The organism is Kitasatospora sp. NPDC048286 (genome assembly GCF_043201735.1).
In the GTDB taxonomy this organism is placed as follows: domain Bacteria; phylum Actinomycetota; class Actinomycetes; order Streptomycetales; family Streptomycetaceae; genus Kitasatospora.
In genome coordinates, this window is the sequence record NZ_JBICZE010000002.1 from 132,252 (window position 1) to 149,164 (window position 16,913).

Consider the following 16,913-nt stretch of genomic DNA (forward strand, 5'->3'; position numbering starts at 1 on the left):
GACAATGCCGGGACAGGGAAGCACGCGTCGGGGAGGGCGAGCATGCTGGCCGAGTCGGTGTACCGGACCGAGGACGTGGAACCGTCCGACCGCTTCGAGCACTGGCGGCACCGACTCGCCGGGATGAACGCGCCGATCGAGGCCAGCAGCGAACACGCCGCCGACTTCCGGGCGGAGTTGCGCGTCCTGACGCTCGGCGAGCTGCGGCTCTGGAACATGGAGAGCCCGCCGATCACCGTACGCCGGCCGACGCGCCTGATCCGCTCCTCCGACCCGGAGCTCTACCTCTTCTCTGTCCCGATCGCCGACGCCGGGCCCGCGGCCCGGTCCGACGACCGCGGCGAGTGGCGCCCGCGGGACCTGGTGATGTACGACAGCACCCGGCCCATCGCCCTCCGAGTCAGCACCGACGATCCGAGCCGGCGGATCCGCGGGGCCTGGCTGAGCCTCCCCCGACAGGCGCTGCCGCTGCCGCCGGGCCGGACCGACACGCTGATCGCCCGCCGGATGCCCGGGGACACCGGCGTGGGCGCCCTGCTCGTCCAGCTGCTCACCGGCATCGCCGCCGACCCCGGCGCCTACCGGACCGGCGACGCGCCCCGGCTGGGCACCGCCGCCCTCGACCTGGTGACGGCGACGCTCGCCCACCACCTCGACGCCGAGGACGCCGTACCGCCGGAGAGCCGGCGCCGGGCCCTGGTCCAGCGCATCCGGGCCTTCATCCGGGCCCACCTGCACGAACCGGACCTCGCCCCCGGCGCCGTCGCCGCCGCGCACCACATCTCGGTCAGCTACCTGCACCGCCTCTTCGAGGGCGAGGAGGAGACCGTCGCCGCCTGGATCCGCCGCCAGCGCCTCGAACGGGCCCGCCGCGACCTCGGCGACCCGGCTCTGGCCGCCACCCCCGTCCACGTCATCGCGGCCCGCTGCGGATTCCCCCGCGCCGCGGACTTCACCCGCGCCTTCCGCGGCGCGTACGGCCTGCCGCCCCGCGACTACCGCCACGGCGCCGTGACGGCCGGCGGTGGACTCTGAACCAAGCGGCAGTGGACCGCATGCCAACGACAACCACCGGGTGGGATCGGCAAGCTGATGGTGCGTCCGACACGGGGGATCGAGTGGCGGACGCGACCAACACCGACACCCTCGAAGGGGGACCATCCATGTCCAGCAACGGACTCCGCAGGACCCGGCGCTCCGCCGCCGCCGTCGGCGTCGCCGCCCTGGCGCTCACCCTGACCGGCCTCGGCGGCGGCCAGGCCTTCGCCGACTCGCACGCCGGCCTCACGGCCTCGATCGAGATCAAGAACGACAACGGCAAGTGCCTGGAGATCACCAGTTCCTCCACCGCGAACGGCGCCAGGGCCCAGCAGTGGGACTGCAAGGGCCAGGCCGGCTCGAAGTGGCAGTGGCAGTCCGCGGGCAACGGCTACTGGAACCTCGTGAACGCCCACAGCGGCAAGTGCCTGGAGATCCAGAGCTCCTCCACCTCGAACGGCGCCGAGGCCCAGCAGTGGTCGTGCAACGGCCAGGACGGCGCGAAGTGGCGGGTGGAGTCGGTCAGGTCGAACCGGGCGGTGATCCGGAACCACAGCGGCAAGGTCCTGGAGATCACCAGCTCCTCCGGCGCGAACGGGGCCAACGCCCAGCAGTGGGAGTACAAGGGCCAGTCCGGCGCGCTCTGGCACTGGTGACGAGCCACCGGCCGCTCCCCGCCCGCCGTCGCGCGGGCGGGGAGCGGCCGGCCCGCTACGCGTGGTCGGCCAGGACCTCGGCGATGACGTGGCGGGCGATGGAGGTCATCCTCGGGTCGCTGTCCCGGTAGTAGGACACCTCCATCAGGGCGATGGACAGGGCCCAGCCGCGGGCGCGGTCCCAGGCCGCGTCGTCGGGGGCGGCGGCCGCGCGGAAGGTCTCGCGGGCGGCGGCGGGCAGGACGTACCAGGCGGGGATCAGATCGACGGCCGGCTCGCCGAGGCCCGCGCAGCCGAAGTCGATGACGGCGGCGAGCCGACCGTCCGGGCCCACCAGCAGGTTGCCGGGCTGGAGGTCGCCGTGGAGCCAGACCGGGGGGCCGGTGGGCGCCGGGGCGTCCAGGGCGTGCTCCCAGGCGGCGGTCGCGGCGGCGGCGTCGACCAGGTCCGGCACGGCCGCGATCGCCTTCCTGGTCTCGGCGTCGCGCTCGGCCAGCGACTCGTTGCGGTAGGCGGCGGGCCCGCCGACCGGGTCGATCCGGCGGATGGCCGTCACGAAGCCGGCCAAGTCCCGGGCCAGCAGCCCGGGTTCGGCGATCCGCCCGGTGACCGGGGTGGCGCCGTCGAGCCAGCGCAGCACCGACCAGGGCCAGGGGCAGCCGTCGACCGGCCCGCCCACGGCCAGCGGGACCGGCACCGGGACGGGCAGCCGGGGGGCCAGGCGCCGCAGCCAGCGGTCCTCCTTGGCGATCTCCTCGACCACCCCGGGGATCCGCGGGATGCGCACCACCAGCTCCGCGCCTAACCGGTACATCGCGTTGCTGGTCCCGGTCGGCGTCACCGGCTCGACCGGCAGGCCGGCCCACTCGGGGAAGTGCTCGGCGACCATCCGGCGCACCAGCGACTCGTCGATGTCCAGTTCGTCGGGGTGCAGCTTGCGGGAGGAGGCCATGGTGCCCGACCCTGCCAGCCGCACGCCGGGCCCGGCAACCGAATTGGCGCCGGGACCGAAGGCCGCCGCGGCCCCGGGTCAGCGCCTGCGCCCGGCTCCCCCGGGCTTCCGTCCGTCGGCGTGGATCCACCGCCGGTTGACGGCGCAGGCCACGAACGGGCCGATGAACACGAGCAGCCACCACAGGAGCCCGAGCGTCCACTGGCGGTCGCGCTCCCCCCAGCGGCCCGGAAGCAGCGGCATAAGGGGCACCACCACCAGGAGTGCCGCCCATGTCGCCATCCACGTGATCACCCTGCGCGCCCAGACCTCCATGCGTCCCCCACCCTTCGAGTCACATCTGAACGTGTTCAATATAGCGCTCGGGGTGCGCCGGGCGAGCCGCTACCCCCGGTGGACGGCGCCCGCGGCGATCAGCCCGGGCAGGTCCCGCATGTCGTCGAAGACCACGGTGCCGGGCCCGGCCAGCCGCTCCGCGGCCGTGACGCCGCCCGCGTAGCCGAGCGCGCGCATCCCGGCGGCGCGGGCGGCCTCCACGCCGGGCCGGCTGTCCTCGACCACCACGCAGGCGGCCGGGTCGACGCCCATCGAGCGCGCGGCGTGCAGGAAGAGGTCGGGCGCGGGCTTGCCGCGCCCGACCTCGGTGGCGCTGAAGATCCGCCCGGCGAAGTGGTCGTGCAGGCCGGTGCGGCCCAGGGTGTGGCGCATCTTCTCGTGGGTGCCGCTGGAGGCCACGCAGGTGGGCAGGGTGATCGCGGCCAGCGCCTCCGGCAGGCCGTCCACCGGGGTCAGCCCGGCGTCGACCGCCTCGGCGTGCAGCTCGTGGAAGCGCCTGCCCCACACGGCCGCCACCTCCGCCCCGAGCCGCTCGGCGACCAGCGCGTTGTTGGCCGGCTCCGACCGACCGACGAAACGCTCGATCGCCTCCGCCTCGGTCAGCGGCCAGCCGTACTCCCGGCCCAGCCGCACCAGCACCCGGACGGCGATCACCTCGCTGTCCACCAGGACTCCGTCACAGTCGAATATCACCAGCTCGATGGGCTTGATCATCCGACCAGGATAGGGAGGCCGCCACGAGAAGGGCCCGGCAGCCGTAGCCACCGGGCCCCTCACCTGTCCTGGTTCACCGGCCCGTCAGGAGCCGGTCCGGGCTCAGCCGGTCTGGACGGAGGTGTCGTCGATCACGAAGCTGGTCTGGAGCGAGGCGTCCTCGGTCCCGGCGAACTTCACCGTGACCGACTGGCCCGCGTAGGACGACAGGTCGAAGGTGCGCTGCTGGTAGCCCGCCGCGGCGTCCACGTTGGAGTAGGTCTTCAGCGTGGTGCCGTTGACCGACACGGCCAGCTTGTCGTACGCGGTGCTGCCCGACTCGGCGGTGTCGATGTGCAGCCAGAAGCTCAGCGTCGCCTTGCAGCCCGCCGGGATGCTCACCGTCTGCGACAGCGAGTCCGAGTGGGTGGAGCCGTAGCCGTTCATCCACGCCTTCCAGGAGCCGCTGTGGGCCGCCTGGGAGGTGCTGCTGTCCACCACGCCGCTGGACGCCGTCCACGGGGTGGCGCTGCCGGTCTCGAAGCCCGCGTTGCCCAGCAGCTGCGCCGGGGTGCAGCCGCCGCCACCGGTCGAGACGGCCCAGGTGAAGCTGGTGGAGGCCGACTTGCCCGCCGCGTCCGTCACGGTGACGGTCACGGTGGAGCTGCCGGCGGCGGAGACGGTGCCGGCGATGACACCGGTCGAGGAGTTGATCGACAGCCCGGCGGGCAGGCCGGTCGCGGCGTAGGACAGCGGGGCGGTGCCGCCGGAGGCGCTGATCTGGAGGTTGACCGAACCGCCCACGGTGGTGGACTGGTTACCCGGGTTGGTGACGGTGACGGCACCGCTGCCGGCCGGCTTGGTGAGCAGGCAGCCGGCCGTGTTGAGGTCGATGGCCCGGGTGGAGGAGTTCAGGCAGGTGGTGAACCAGTACGTCTCCTCGCCGTAGCTCTGGCCCTTGTAGGCCTTGGTGGTGCCGTCGGCGGCCACCTCGCACGGGTTGTTGAGGGTGCACATGGCGCCGTCGTCGTTGCCGGTGTTGTTGATGCCGATGATCCGCCCGCTGGCGGAGTCGACGATCGGCGAACCGGAGGTGCCGTGGGTGGTGTTGCAGCCGGAGCTGTAGCGCAGCGAGTCGTGCCAGGTCCACTCGTCCTCGCGCAGGGTCGGCACGAAGCCGTTCACGGAGCAGTTCCAGACCTGCTTCCAGTACGACGAGGGTATGTACATCGACGCACCGTCGGTCGGGTGCGTGTCACTGATGGTCAGCGCGGTGGCACCGTACTTGGAGGTGATCGACCCGTAGGTGTCGGTGAGTTGGTAGAGCGCGACATCGGTGCCGGTCATCGTCGCGTAGAGCACCTTGTCGGCCTGGACGGTGCCCAGGCTGTTGCCCGCGCCGTCGAGCAGGGTGCCGCTGCGGCTGGCGGTGGCGTTCTGGATCACCTGGCCGGCCGAGGGCATGGTCGGCAGGCAGTGCCCGTTGGTGAGCATCAGCGCGCGGTCGCCGGCCACCGAGGTGGGGTAACGGACCAGCGAGGCCGAGCAGTTGCTCAGGGCGATGGTGGAGGTCAGGTCGGCCGCCTGAACGGCGTGCGCGGGGGCGGCCGCGAAGGCCAGCCCGCCCGCGACGACGGCGCTCGTACCGGCCACCGCGACAATCCTCTTGAACATGGCTCTCCTTGTGGGGGATCGCGGGGTGTACGACTGGTCGCCGACGCCCGCGCCGCACGAAAGTGCCATGGCCACTTCAATGGGTCAAGGATTGTGACCGAACTCGCCACTCCCCATGGCCTGTTGTGCCACCCAGCGGCAACGACCCGTCCCGGTATGCCCGTTACGGGCCGGGGTTATGGCTGCGGGAAGGACTCCACGGTCTCGAACCGGACGTCGGCGCCGTCCCTGCCGTCCGCTGTGGGGACCTTGACCGTCCAGGTCGTCCCGCCCGGCCCGAACTCGCGCTTCTCCCCCACATTGGCGAACAGGCAGTTCTGGGTGAACTGCCTCGCCTCGGAGTCCCAGTCCACCCCGATGGTGACGTGGAAGTCGTACGAACCCTCCTTGACGCCCGAGATGGTGGCCGGCCGACCCTTGGCCACGTACGCCGAGGCCACCGTCCGGCCGTCCAGGACGATCGAGACGACGGCGTCCACCTGGCCGCCGTTCTCGAACGTGAGCTCGCCCTTGCCCTGGTTCCCCCCGTCGGTGACCACGGCTCCGTTCTCCAGGGCCCTCGGCACCGGCTGCGGCTCGGGCAGCTTCGGAACGGTGAGGACAGCCTGGTGGCCGGCCGCCGCCAGCTTGGCGACGGCGGCCCGGGTCGCCGTCAGCCCCGGGCCGACACCGAGCTTCGCCTGGACGAACCCGGCCGAGCAGATCCTGTAGCCGAAGACGTCCTCACGGATCTTCGACGCCTCGGCGGAGAGCGCGTTCAGGCCGGCCACCAGGTCGGCGCGCGCTGCCTCGGCCCCGGCCGGCGGCGCGGCGGACTGCACTCCGCGGACGGCCCGGTCGGCGTTGGACTGGAGGGCGGAGAGCGCGAGTCCGGCATCCCTCGCGGTGGTCGCCGCGGCCACCTTCCCCAGCCCGGTGCCGACCGGCTCCAAGGCCTGGCTGAGCACCGTGCCGTACGGCGTCGCCGAAGCGCTCGGCGCCGCCGCCCCTTCGCCGCCCCCGCCGGAACATGCCGCCAGCAGCAGCACCCCGCCGACCGCCAGGACAGCCCTACCCCTGAACTCCACGACCCCACCCCACCGTCATCCCAGCGCACTCCCCGTACGCGTCGGGCGACATGCTGCCGAGCACGAACCATCCCGGTCAACCCGATTCGGACGGCCACCGGAAGGGGCCGCCCCGGGCCGTTCACGGAGGTCAACTACGATCGGGCCCGTGCTCAGTCTCACCGGACTCCCGCTCCAGATCATCGCCTCCCTCCTCGCGATAGCCGTCTTCGCCGCCACCATGTGGCTGTGGCCGCGGTTCGGCGGGAAGGGCTGGAAGGCGTGGCTGGGCCGGATCGGCGCGTTCCTGGCCACCCAGGTGTCGGTGCTGGCCGCGATGGGTCTGATCGCCAACAGCTACTTCGGCTTCTACAGCTCCTGGACGGACCTGCTGGGCACCAGCGGCGGGCTCGGCACGGTGGTCGACCACCAGCCCAACGCCTCCGGGGTGGCCGTCACCGGCGAGCAGAAGTTCTACTCCGCGCAGGGCTCGGACCCTGAGCGCTCCGGCCAGATCCAGAAGGTCGACGTCCGGGGGGCCGGCAGCGGGCTGACCACCGAGGCGTACGTCTACCTGCCGCCGCAGTACTTCCAGCCGGACTACGCCAAGCAGCGCTTCCCGATGGCCCTGGTGCTCACCGGCTACCCGGGCACCCCGGAGAAGCTGATCTCGCTGATGCAGTACCCGGCGTCGACGCTGGACGCGATAGAGCAGAAGAAGCTGCCGCCGACCGTCCTGGTGATGACCCGCCCCACCCTGGTCGGCGACCGGGACACCGAGTGCGTGGACGTGCCGAACGGCCCCCAGGTGGAGACCTTCTTCACCTCCGACCTGCCCAAGGCCCTCGCCACCACCTACCGGATCGGCACCGACCCGGCCAACCGGGCGGTGATCGGCAACTCCACCGGCGGCTACTGCGCGCTCAAGTTCGCGCTGCGCAAGCCCGACGCCTACCGCGCGGCGGTCGCGCTCTCCGGCTACTACAGCGCCGCCCACGACGCGACCACCGGCGACCTGTTCGGCGGCAGCGCCCAGCTGAAGCAGGAGAACGACCTGCTGTGGCGGCTGAAGAACCAGCCCGCGGCCCCCGTCTCGCTGCTGCTGACCACCGCGTACGACGAGAACAACTACGACGAGACCAAGGCCATGGTCGCCGCCTTCAAGGCCCCCACCAAGATGTCCACCATCACCCTGGACACCGCCGGCCACAACTTCCACACCTGGACCCGGGAGATCCCCCCGGCCCTGGAGTGGCTGGGCAAGCACCTCACCATGCCGCCGTCCGCCTGACGTTCCGGATCACACGCGTCTCACAGCCCCGTCTCACGGTTCTCTCAGCCGCGCCACCCACCGTATGGCGCATGACCACGAGCAGCTACTCCCCTCCGGCCGGCGAACCGTGGCCCGAGGCCGCGAACTACCCGCCGCCGGAGGTGCCGGCCCCGGTCCGGCCGGGCCCGGCACCGCTCTTCCCCGAGCAGCCCCTGCCGGCCGCCGGTCCCAAGGGCCCGGCCTCCTGGTCCGGCCGGCTGCGCACCCTCCCCGCCCGTGCCTGGCGCGGGCGCGCGGACGACCCGCGCTGGGTGCGCCCGGCCCTGCTCGCGCTGCTGGCCGCGACCGCCGTCCTCTACCTGTGGGGCCTGAGCGCCTCCGGCTGGGCCAACTCCTTCTACTCGGCCGCCGTGCAGGCCGGATCCCAGAGCTGGAAGGCCTTCTTCTTCGGCTCCTCGGACGCGGCGAACTTCATCACCGTCGACAAGCCCCCGGCCGCGCTGTGGCCGATGGCGCTGTCGGCGCGGGTCTTCGGTCTCTCCTCCTGGTCGGTCCTCGCCCCGCAGGCGCTGATGGGCGCGGCCACCGTCGGCGTGCTGTACGCGACGGTGCGCCGCCGCTTCTCCCCGCTGGGCGGCCTGCTGGCGGGCGCCGCGCTGGCGCTCACCCCGGTCGCGGCGCTGATGTTCCGCTTCAACAACCCGGACGCGCTGCTGGTGCTGCTGCTGACGCTGGCCGCGTACGGGCTGGTGCGGGCGGTCGAGGCGGCGGGCACCCGGTGGCTGGTCCTCACCGGGGTGATGTTCGGCCTCGCCTTCCTCACCAAGACCCTGGCGGCCTTCCTGGTGCTGCCCGCCTTCGCGGTGATCTACCTGGTGGCGGCGCCCACCGGGTTCTGGCGGCGGGTGCGCCAGAGCCTGCTCGCGGGCGCGGCGCTGCTGGTCTCGGGCGGCTGGTGGGTGGCGGTCGTCGAGCTGATGCCCGCCTCGGCCCGCCCGTACATCGGCGGCTCGCAGGACAACAGCTTCCTCTCGCTCACCTTCGGCTACAACGGCCTCGGCCGGGTCGACGGCAACGAACGCGGCAGCGTGGGCGGCGGCGGCCGGATGCCGGCCGGGCTGGACCTGCCGGGCGGCGCCGCGGCGCACGGCGGCGGCCACGGCTGGGGCGAGACCGGGCTGACCCGGATGTTCGGCACGGACATCGGCGGGCAGATCGCCTGGCTGCTGCCGGCCGCGCTGATCCTGCTGGCCGTCGGCCTCTGGGCGACCCGCCGCCACGCCCGCACCGACACCGCCCGCGCGGCCTTCCTGGTCTGGGGCGGCTGGCTGCTGTCCACCGCGCTGATCTTCAGCTTCATGTCCGGGATCTTCCACCAGTACTACACGGTGGCGCTGGCCCCGGCGGTCGCGGCGCTGGTCGGCATGGGCGTGGACGGGCTGTGGCGGGCCCGGCACCGGCTGCCCTGGGCGCTGGTGCTGGCCGGGACGCTCGCAGTGACGGCGGTCTGGGCGTTCGTGCTGCTCGGCCGCAGCCCGGGCTTCCTGCCGTGGCTGCGCTGGGCGGTGCTGGTCGGCGGTCTGGTGGCGGCGGCCGCGCTGGTCACCGGGCAGGTGGCCGGACGGACCTCCGGCCGGACCGGCGCGCGGATCGCCTCGGTGGCGGGCCTGGTGGGCGTGGCGGCGGCGCTCGGCGGACCGGCGGCGTACGCGGTGGACACGGTGAACACCCCGCACACCGGCTCGATCGTGACCGCGGGGCCGGGCGTGGACGGCGCGTCCGGGCCCGGCGGCATGGGGCGCAGGGGCGGCAACGGCGCGAAGGGCTTCCCCGGCGGCGGCAACGGGCGCTGGTTCGGCCAGGGCGGGCAGAACGGCCAGGGTGGTCAGAACAGCCAGGGCGGCCAGGGCGGCCTGCCGGGCTTCCCGGGTGCCCGGGGCTTCACCGGCGGGCAGGGCTTCAACGGCGCCCAGGGCTTCGACGGCGGCGGTACGGGCTCCGAGCACGCCAACGGCCGCCACGAGCGCGGCACCGGCACCGGTACCGGCACCGACGGCGTCCCCGGTGTGCCGGACCCCCAGGCCCCGGGCGGCCTCACCGGCGGCACGGCCGGCGGCCCGCCGCCCGGCGGCATGGGCGGGCTGCTCGACGGCCCCAAGGTGACCGGCGAGGTCGCCGCCATGATCGAGGAGAACGCCGACCACTACACCTGGGCGGCCGCCACGATCGGCTCGCAGACCGCGGCCGGCTACCAACTCGCCACCGGTGAACCGGTGATGGCCCTCGGCGGCTTCAACGGCACCGACCCCTCGCTGACCCTGGCCGGCTTCCGGAAGTACGTCGAGGAGGGGAAGGTGCACTGGTTCATCGGCGCGGGCGGCTCCCGCCGCGGCTTCGGCGGCGGCGCGGGCGGCGACGAGGGCGGGCAGCAGAGCGAGTCCGCCCAGATCGAGTCCTGGGTGACGGCGCACTACACGGCGAGGACCATCGGCTCCACCACCTTCTACGACCTGACGGCCCCCACCTCCTGAGCCCGAACCCCCGAGGGGGCGTGCCGTGTTCGCACGGCACGCCCCCTCTCCCGTCCCCGCTGCCTCAGTCGGACGGGCAGTGCGTCCCGGACGCCGGCAGCCGGCCGTCCACCAGGTAGGAGGCCACCGCGTCCCGGACGCAGCCGCTCTTGTCGTACCCGGTGTGCCCGTCGCCGTCCCGGGTGAGCAGCACCCCGTGCTCCAGCCCGGCGGCGAGCCGCTGCGCCCAGGCGTACGGGGTGACCGGGTCGCCGGTGGAGCCGATCACCAGGATCGGGGCGCTGCCCGCCGCCCGGATCGGCCGCGGCGGCTCGGGGCTGTGGAACGGCCAGGGGCGGCAGTCCGGGTCGAGCAGGGTGCCCACCGGGTCGTGGCCGCTGACCAGCGGGGCGCGGGCGGCGAGTTCGGCGAGGGCCGGGCGCAGTTCCGCGTCGGTGGGCGGGGGCGGGCCGTCCGCGCAGGAGATGGCGGCGAAGGCGTCGGCCGGGGTCCGGTAGCGGCCGTCCTCGTCGCGGCGGTCGGCGCCGTCGGCGAGGGCGAGCAGGCCCTCGGCCTCGCCCCGGGTGACGGCCGGCGCGAGGGCCTCGCGCAGCCGGGGCCAGGAGCGGCGGCCGTCGGAGAGCACGTCCAGGGCGGCGTCCCAGCCGAGCGCGGCGGTGAGCGCGCGGCCGTCGGCGGCGCGCAGCGGGTGGTCGCGCAGTCCGTCGAGGAAGCGGGCGAGGCGCTGCGGGGCGGCGGCCGGGTCGGCGCCGAGCGGGCAGGCCGCTCCGTCGTCGGTGGCGCAGGCGGCGGCGAAGGCCCGGAGCCCGGCCTCGGCGGCGGCGGCCTGTTCGGTGCCGAGCCGCGCGGCGGGGGCGCCGTGGTCGACGGCGCCGTCGAGAACGAGCCGGCCGGTGCGGTCGGGGAACTGCTCGGCGTAGGTGGCGCCGAGGTGGGTGCCGTAGGAGAAGCCGAGGAAGTCCAGTCGGCGTTCGCCGAGGGCGCCGCGCAGGACGTCGAGGTCGCGGGCGGTGTCGCGGGTGCCGAGGTGCGGGAGCAGGTCGGCGTGCCGGGCGCGGCAGGCCTCGGCGAGGATCCGGCCGTGGTCGTAGGCCGGGTCGTCGGTGGCGTCCCACTGGTCGCGGGTGCGGTCGTCCAGGCAGTGGACCGGGGTGGTGTCCCCGGCGCCGCGCGGGTCGAAGCCGACCAGGTCGTACCGGTCGTGCAGCGGCCCCTGGTAGCCCTTCCATCCCCAACGGACCATGTCGACACCGGAGTTGCCGGGGCCGCCGGGGTTGAGCACCAGGGCGCCGAGCCGGTGCGCGCGGTCGGCGGCGGGCACCATGGCGAGGGCGACGTCGACGGTGGGCCCGCCCGGGTCGGCGTAGTCCAGCGGGACCTTGAGGGTGGCGCACCGCACGGCGGCCCGGTCCGGGTCGTCGCCGTCCTCGTCGGGGCAGTGCCGCCAGTCGATCCGCTGGTCGTAGAGCGCGCGCAGGGCGGGCGCGGCGGTGGCGGCGACCCGCTCGGCCAGCGGCGGCCGGTCGGGCGGGCCGGGGGCGGCGCCCGTGCAGCCGCTCGGCAGCGCGAGGGCGAGTGCGGCGGCGAGGGCGGGCAGGGTGCGCCCGGGCGGGCGGGGGAGCCGGGGGATCATCGGGGCCACCGCCCACAAGTACCACCCGGCACGCGCCGCGCGCACACCGCACCCGCCCCCGGCTTCACGGGATCAACGTTTCGTCAGCCGCCGCACTGCTGGAGCATGGCCTTCTTGTCGGCCTCGGAGACGGGCAGCTGGTACTTCAGCGAGACCTGGGCGAAGCGCACCGCGTAGGAGCAGCGGATCTCGGTGTTGGCGGGCAGCCAGGTGGCCGGGCCGGAGTCGCCCTTGGAGGCGTTCTGCGAGCCGTCGGCGGGGATCAGGTTGAGCGGGTCGTTGGCGATCTGGACGCGCTTGGCCTTGTCCCACTTGCCGGCACCCATCTGCCAGTCGTAGGACAGCGGCATCACGTGGTCGATCTGGATCTTGGAGGCCTGCTGCTTGGTCCACTGGACGCTCTTGCCGGTGTACGGGTCCCAGATGGTCATCGCGGTGACGGTGCAGTCCGAGCCGTCCTTGTGCTCGACGCCGGTGCCGTCCCGGGCGAGCAGGTCGTTGCGGGTGTCGCACTTGTTGCCGCCGAACGGGACGCCGTCGACGTTGTCCGTCCAGGCGGGGCCGAACTCGTTGCGGTCGTAGCCGTCCTTGGTGCCGACGGCGGCGGTGGCGACCTTGGCTATGACGTCCCGGCCGGCCTTCTGCTCCTCGGGGGTGGTCAGCGGCGCCAGGCCGGGCTTGGTGCCGTCCGGGTTCTGCAGCGGGCTGGTGCCGGTGGCCCCTGCGGCGGGGGCGGCGGTGCCGCCGTCGGCCTTGGGGCCGGTCGACTTGTGGTCTCGGCCGCCGATCAACCAACCGACCAGCGCGAGCGCGCATATCAGGAACACGGTGGCGGCGGACAGCGTGGAGCGGCGGGCGGGCACGGAGAACTCCCGGGGTCAGGGGCGGGTTGACGGCGAACCAGCAGATCAGCCGCCCCGAGAGCAGGTCAAGCCGACGCCACGCGACGGCCCGGAGCATGTCGAAGCTCACACCCGCTCACACCCCCTCCCCCGCGAGGGCGTCCGGCCACCGGACGCGGCGCCCCCTCGCCGGCCCCCGCCGCGCACGCCCCGGCCCCGACCGGGCAGGCTGGCCCCATGCAGACACCACCGACACCCGCCGGACCGGGCCCGGTCGCCGCCCTGATCCTCGCCGCCGGGGGCGGGAGCCGCCTCGGCGGGCGCCCCAAGGCACTGCTGCGGTACGGGGGCCGGCCGCTGGTGGAGCACGCGGCGGCGGCGGTCCGGGCCGGCGGCTGCGCGGACGTCACCGTGGTGCTGGGCGCGCAGGGCGACCGGGTACGGGCCACCGCGCACCTGCCGGGCTGCCGGCTGGTCGGCAATCCGGACTGGAAGCAGGGCATGGGCACCTCACTGCGGGCCGGCCTGGCCGCGCTGCCGCCGCACGCCTCGGCGGCGCTGGTGATGCTGGTGGACACCCCGGGCGTCACCCCGGCCGCGGTGTCCCGGCTGCTGGCCGCCCACCGGGCGGGCGCCGACCTGGCCGCCGCGGCCTACGACGGGCGGCGCGGACACCCCGTGCTGATCGGCGCCCGGCACTTCGCCGAGGCGGCGGCGGGCGCCCGGGGCGACGCCGGGGCCCGCGCCCTGCTGACGGCGCACGCGGCGGAGCTCGTCCTGGTCGAGTGCGCCGACGTCGCCGTCCCGGACGACCTCGACACCCCCGCCGACCTGGCCCGCTGGTCCGCGGGGTGAACGTCCAGGTCCGGCCCGCCGGGCATCCCCCTCCGGAAGGATTCCACTCCCACCCGAGCGGGCAGGAGCCCCTGATCCGTCCCTGAGGATTGCCCCATTCCGCGTCCGGCGCCGGACATTTCGGGGAGCATGGGAATCGTCCCACCCACCCGACACCGACGGACGGAGCCCGCGATGGCCGGACTGCCCGACGACTTCACCGGACACGACCCCACGCGACCGGGGCCGGGCGGTGGCGCCCGGGCCATCCGCTGCCCCGCCTGCCGCCGCGAGCACCTCTACGAACCGCCGTCCCTGCCCTGCCCGTGCGGGGCCTCGCTCAAGGTGCCGCTGCTGCGCGGCGGGGTGCCGGTGCAGGTGCGCTTCCGCTCCTGGGAGGACTCCTGGCTGAGCATGCGCTGCCCGCACTGCGGCCGCTCCGACCAGTGGCCGCAGCCCGAGTTCACCTGCAACTGCGGCGCCACCGTCCGGCTGCCGGTCGACCGCGCCACCCGGCTGGGCACCGGCACCGCCGCCCCGCTCGCCGCCCCCGGCCCGCAGGCCGCCCGCCCGTACCCGGCCCACCCGGTGAACGTGCCCACCCCGGCCCCGCCCACGCCGCCCGCGGCCGGCCGCTCCCGCCCGTTCCGCCACCGCACGCCGTTCCGTCCGCACCCGGTGCGCACCTCGCAGGACGCGGTGTTCACCGCCGCCCGCTACCTGGAGTGGCTCGGCTTCGACGACCTGGAGCTGACCGAGGCCCAGGAGCGCGACGGGGTCACCCTGCTGGGCAGCCGGATGGTCGCCCAGGTGGACACCTGGACCGAGCCCGCCGACGTGAAGTCGGTCGAGTGCCTGTGGCTGCAGACCCTGCACGCCGAGGAGATGGCCGCCGCGATGTTCACCCTCGCGGGTTATTCGCACCAGGCCACCGTGCGCGGCGAGCAGCTGCTGGTCGCCCTGTTCAGCCTGGACCTGGCGGGTGTGCCGCAGCCCGCGAACGGCGCCGCCGAGGCCCTGATGGAGACCGGCTGGACCTCCTGACCCACCGGGCCGCCCGGCGGGGCGGCCCCCTTCCCCCTCCTCCGCGTCTCCTCCCGTGCGCACCCCTAGATCATTTTTCCTCCAAAAGCAACAACCTTCGCTCGTGATCTGGTGCACAAGCTCACCCCCGTGTTGAATTGCGGCCACAGCGCGGGCCTTTCGCCCTGTCGTCGTCATGCGCACGGGTCGTGGCGGCAGGGCCTCAGGGGCGGGTCCGCGCCCTTGCCGGATGGCGCACACAAGGAGGTGGCGTTGTCGGAGCACGGATGGGACCCGAGCGGCCCGGAGGGGCGGGGGCGGGCGGCAGCGGAGGAGCCGGGTGACACCGTGTGGCGGCTGAGGTCCCGGGGGTGCTGGCAGGAGGCCGCCGAACTGCTGCGACCGGCCGCCGAGCACGACCCGGCCGCGGCCCTGGGGCGGGCCGAACTCCTCATCGAGCAGTGCCTGTTCACCGCCGCGAACTGGACCCAGGCGGAGCAGGCGCTGCGCCTGGCGGAGGCGCTGGCCTCCGGCACCGAACAGCGCGCGGCCGCCGCCTGCGCCCGCGGCTTCCTCGCGTACGTGGCGAGCGTGCTCGGCCCGCGGGACCGGCTGGACGAGGCGCAGGCCGCGCTCGGCCGCACCTCGGCCCTGCTGCCGCCGGACGCCCCGGGCCGCCCGCTGCTGGACTTCCGGCGCGGGCTGGTCGCCGAGAACCTGCTGCGCGACCGCAGCGCCGCCTGGATCGCCTACCGCCGGGCGCACGACGGCGCCGGCGAGCGCGGGGACGAACTGCTGCGCTCGTACACCTGGCGACACCTGGCCGCACTGGCGCTCTCCCGCGGGGACCGCGGGAACGCCCGGGAGGGCTTCGACGCCTCCCTGCGGCTGCGCGAGCAACTCGGCTTCACGGTGGGGGTGGCGCCGGCGCTCGCCGCGCTCGCCGAGGTGTCCGAGCCGCCCGAGGCCGCGCGGCTGCGGGCCGAGGCGGCCCGGCTGGTGGCCGCCCTGGGCGGAGTGCCGGTCTGGCTCGCGCGCCAGCTGGGGCCCCGCCGCACGCCGGGGGCTCCCACGGACGGACGCACCGCGAGCGAGACCGGGGGGACAATCAGCTAAGGTGAGGCTAACCTGGCCGGGGGGAGCAGTACCCCGGCCAGGTCGCCTTGCCGTTCCCCGGGCACCGCCATGCCCCGGTCCGGCCGCGTCCGGCGCGCCACCGCCGCCGGGCACCGCCGGGCGGACCATGGGCGCCCCGGTCGACCCGATGGGGCCGCCCATGACCGCGAGCACCCGGCCCGGCCCCACGCCGCGCGCCCCCCGTACCACCGGTGCGCGCACCCCCGTCCCCGCTCCCGCGCCCACCACCCCGGGCGCGCCCTCGTACCACCGGCTGTCCGGGCTCACCCCCATCCTGACGGTGCGCTGCGCCCGGCCCCGGCACGGCGACGGCTGGCTGACCGCCGCCGACCTCGCCGCCCGCCCCGAGACGGTCCGCGAGCTGATCGCCCACGACGCCCGGCAGGGCCTCGCCCGCTACGGGCGGCCGCTGCGCCCGGACGTCGCGGCCGGCTTCGGGCTGCACCGCTTCGTCTGGCCGGTCTCGCTGCTGTTCACGCTGCCGTGGTTCCTGGAGCAGCGCGTCCCGCTGCTCGCGCTCGGGGACGTCGCGCTGCGCCGACACCCCGACGCGGTCGAACTGACCGTCCGCCCGGCGGAGTTCGTCTGCCTGCCGGAGGATCCGGCGGCCGGCTCGGGCCAGGCCGGGGCGGTGCCGGACGAGCCGGCGCTGGCCGCCGCGCTGCGGTCCGCGCTGGGCGCCTTCCTGGCCCCGGTGCTCACCGCCTTCGGCCCGGAGGCGCGGCGCGGACCCCGGGTGCTGTGGGCGATGGCCACCGACGCGGTGGTGGAGGGGCTCTGCTACGCGGGCGGGCTGCTCGGGGAGCAGGAGCGGGCGCGCGCCGAACTGTCCGCGCTGCTGGCGCCCGGCGAGCCCCTCGACCCCGCGCACACGCCCGGCGCGGACGACCGACCCGCCCCCGCTCCGGCCCCCTTCACTCCGGGCGCCGGCTTCGCGCCCCCGGCGCCCAGGGCGGACTGCGCCCCGGGCCCGGAGCGGTCCCGGGCCAGTTGTTGCCTCGTCTACACCGCGGATCCGCAGGACATGTGCGGCGGCTGCCCTCGCGTCACGCGACGTTGACGAAAGCCTGTGCGATATCAGGTTCGAAAAGCCCGTCATTCCAGGAACAATCCGCCGCGCATTCCTATGACAGTGCGATCGTCACCAGGTCAGAAATCCCTCTCCTCAGCGCATTGCCGGGGATCCGCCTCCCCCGCCGCCGGCCCGGATTCCCGGGAGCGCTCCGAGGAGCGCCGCCGCCGCAA

15 protein-coding genes are annotated in these 16,913 nt (G+C 74.8%); 8 read left to right on the top strand and 7 right to left on the bottom strand.

What is annotated here, in order from left to right; genetic code table 11:
* Positions 1–42: 42 nt before the first annotated feature.
* Both ACGF13_RS04905 and ACGF13_RS04910 read left to right on the top strand, forming a co-directional pair.
* Positions 43–1,035, top strand: coding sequence for a helix-turn-helix domain-containing protein (locus ACGF13_RS04905; protein WP_392869012.1), 993 nt, complete (start codon positions 43–45; stop codon positions 1,033–1,035).
* Between the two features lie 128 nt (positions 1,036–1,163).
* Positions 1,164–1,694: an RICIN domain-containing protein gene (locus ACGF13_RS04910; protein ID WP_392869014.1), complete on the top strand. Its 531-nt coding sequence runs from the start codon at positions 1,164–1,166 to the stop codon at positions 1,692–1,694.
* 55 nt (positions 1,695–1,749) lie between these two features.
* On the opposite strand, the gene ACGF13_RS04915 is transcribed toward ACGF13_RS04910, so the two are convergent.
* The 5 genes from ACGF13_RS04915 to ACGF13_RS04935 form a co-directional block, all read right to left on the bottom strand.
* On the bottom strand, positions 1,750–2,646 hold the full coding sequence (locus ACGF13_RS04915) for an aminoglycoside phosphotransferase family protein (protein WP_392869016.1): 897 nt from the start codon (positions 2,644–2,646) through the stop codon (positions 1,750–1,752).
* 78 nt (positions 2,647–2,724) lie between these two features.
* Complete coding sequence (locus ACGF13_RS04920; protein ID WP_392869018.1) at positions 2,725–2,928, bottom strand: hypothetical protein; 204 nt, start codon at positions 2,926–2,928, stop codon at positions 2,725–2,727.
* Positions 2,929–3,030: 102 nt separating this feature from the next.
* The gene (locus ACGF13_RS04925; RefSeq protein WP_392869020.1) at positions 3,031–3,696 is read right to left on the bottom strand and encodes an HAD family hydrolase; all 666 of its coding nucleotides are present in this window, start codon (positions 3,694–3,696) and stop codon (positions 3,031–3,033) included.
* 102 nt (positions 3,697–3,798) lie between these two features.
* The gene (locus ACGF13_RS04930) at positions 3,799–5,349 is read right to left on the bottom strand and encodes a putative Ig domain-containing protein (RefSeq protein ID WP_392869022.1); all 1,551 of its coding nucleotides are present in this window, start codon (positions 5,347–5,349) and stop codon (positions 3,799–3,801) included.
* A 176-nt stretch (positions 5,350–5,525) separates the two neighbouring features.
* Entirely contained in the window at positions 5,526–6,416 is an 891-nt protein-coding gene (locus tag ACGF13_RS04935) for a hypothetical protein (protein WP_392869024.1), read from the bottom strand.
* Between the two features lie 148 nt (positions 6,417–6,564).
* On the opposite strand from ACGF13_RS04935, the gene ACGF13_RS04940 reads away from it, so the two are divergent.
* Together ACGF13_RS04940 and ACGF13_RS04945 are read left to right on the top strand one after the other, a co-directional pair.
* A complete protein-coding gene (locus ACGF13_RS04940) occupies positions 6,565–7,686 on the top strand; it encodes an alpha/beta hydrolase (RefSeq protein WP_392869026.1) in 1,122 nt (373 codons plus the stop codon).
* 71 nt (positions 7,687–7,757) lie between these two features.
* Positions 7,758–10,199 carry a glycosyltransferase family 39 protein gene (locus tag ACGF13_RS04945; protein WP_392869028.1) on the top strand — a complete coding sequence of 814 codons (2,442 nt, stop codon included), beginning with the start codon at positions 7,758–7,760 and terminating at the stop codon, positions 10,197–10,199.
* Between the two features lie 64 nt (positions 10,200–10,263).
* On the opposite strand, the gene ACGF13_RS04950 is transcribed toward ACGF13_RS04945, so the two are convergent.
* Positions 10,264–11,832 carry an alpha/beta hydrolase gene (locus ACGF13_RS04950; RefSeq protein WP_392869030.1) on the bottom strand — a complete coding sequence of 523 codons (1,569 nt, stop codon included), beginning with the start codon at positions 11,830–11,832 and terminating at the stop codon, positions 10,264–10,266.
* A gap of 83 nt (positions 11,833–11,915) precedes the next feature.
* Positions 11,916–12,695: an HNH endonuclease family protein gene (locus ACGF13_RS04955; RefSeq protein WP_392869032.1), complete on the bottom strand. Its 780-nt coding sequence runs from the start codon at positions 12,693–12,695 to the stop codon at positions 11,916–11,918.
* A gap of 216 nt (positions 12,696–12,911) precedes the next feature.
* On the opposite strand from ACGF13_RS04955, the gene ACGF13_RS04960 reads away from it, so the two are divergent.
* The 4 genes from ACGF13_RS04960 (at position 12,912) to ACGF13_RS04975 (ending at position 16,728) form a co-directional block, all read left to right on the top strand.
* Positions 12,912–13,529 carry an NTP transferase domain-containing protein gene (locus ACGF13_RS04960; RefSeq protein WP_392869034.1) on the top strand — a complete coding sequence of 206 codons (618 nt, stop codon included), beginning with the start codon at positions 12,912–12,914 and terminating at the stop codon, positions 13,527–13,529.
* Between the two features lie 174 nt (positions 13,530–13,703).
* Positions 13,704–14,552, top strand: a complete 849-nt coding sequence (locus ACGF13_RS04965; protein WP_392869036.1) for a hypothetical protein — start codon at positions 13,704–13,706, stop codon at positions 14,550–14,552.
* A gap of 252 nt (positions 14,553–14,804) precedes the next feature.
* On the top strand, positions 14,805–15,647 hold the full coding sequence (locus ACGF13_RS04970) for a hypothetical protein (protein ID WP_392869038.1): 843 nt from the start codon (positions 14,805–14,807) through the stop codon (positions 15,645–15,647).
* 160 nt (positions 15,648–15,807) lie between these two features.
* Positions 15,808–16,728 (top strand): (2Fe-2S)-binding protein, encoded by a 921-nt coding sequence (locus ACGF13_RS04975; RefSeq protein ID WP_392869040.1) that lies wholly within the window; start codon positions 15,808–15,810, stop codon positions 16,726–16,728.
* The last annotated feature ends 185 nt before the right edge of the window (positions 16,729–16,913 follow it).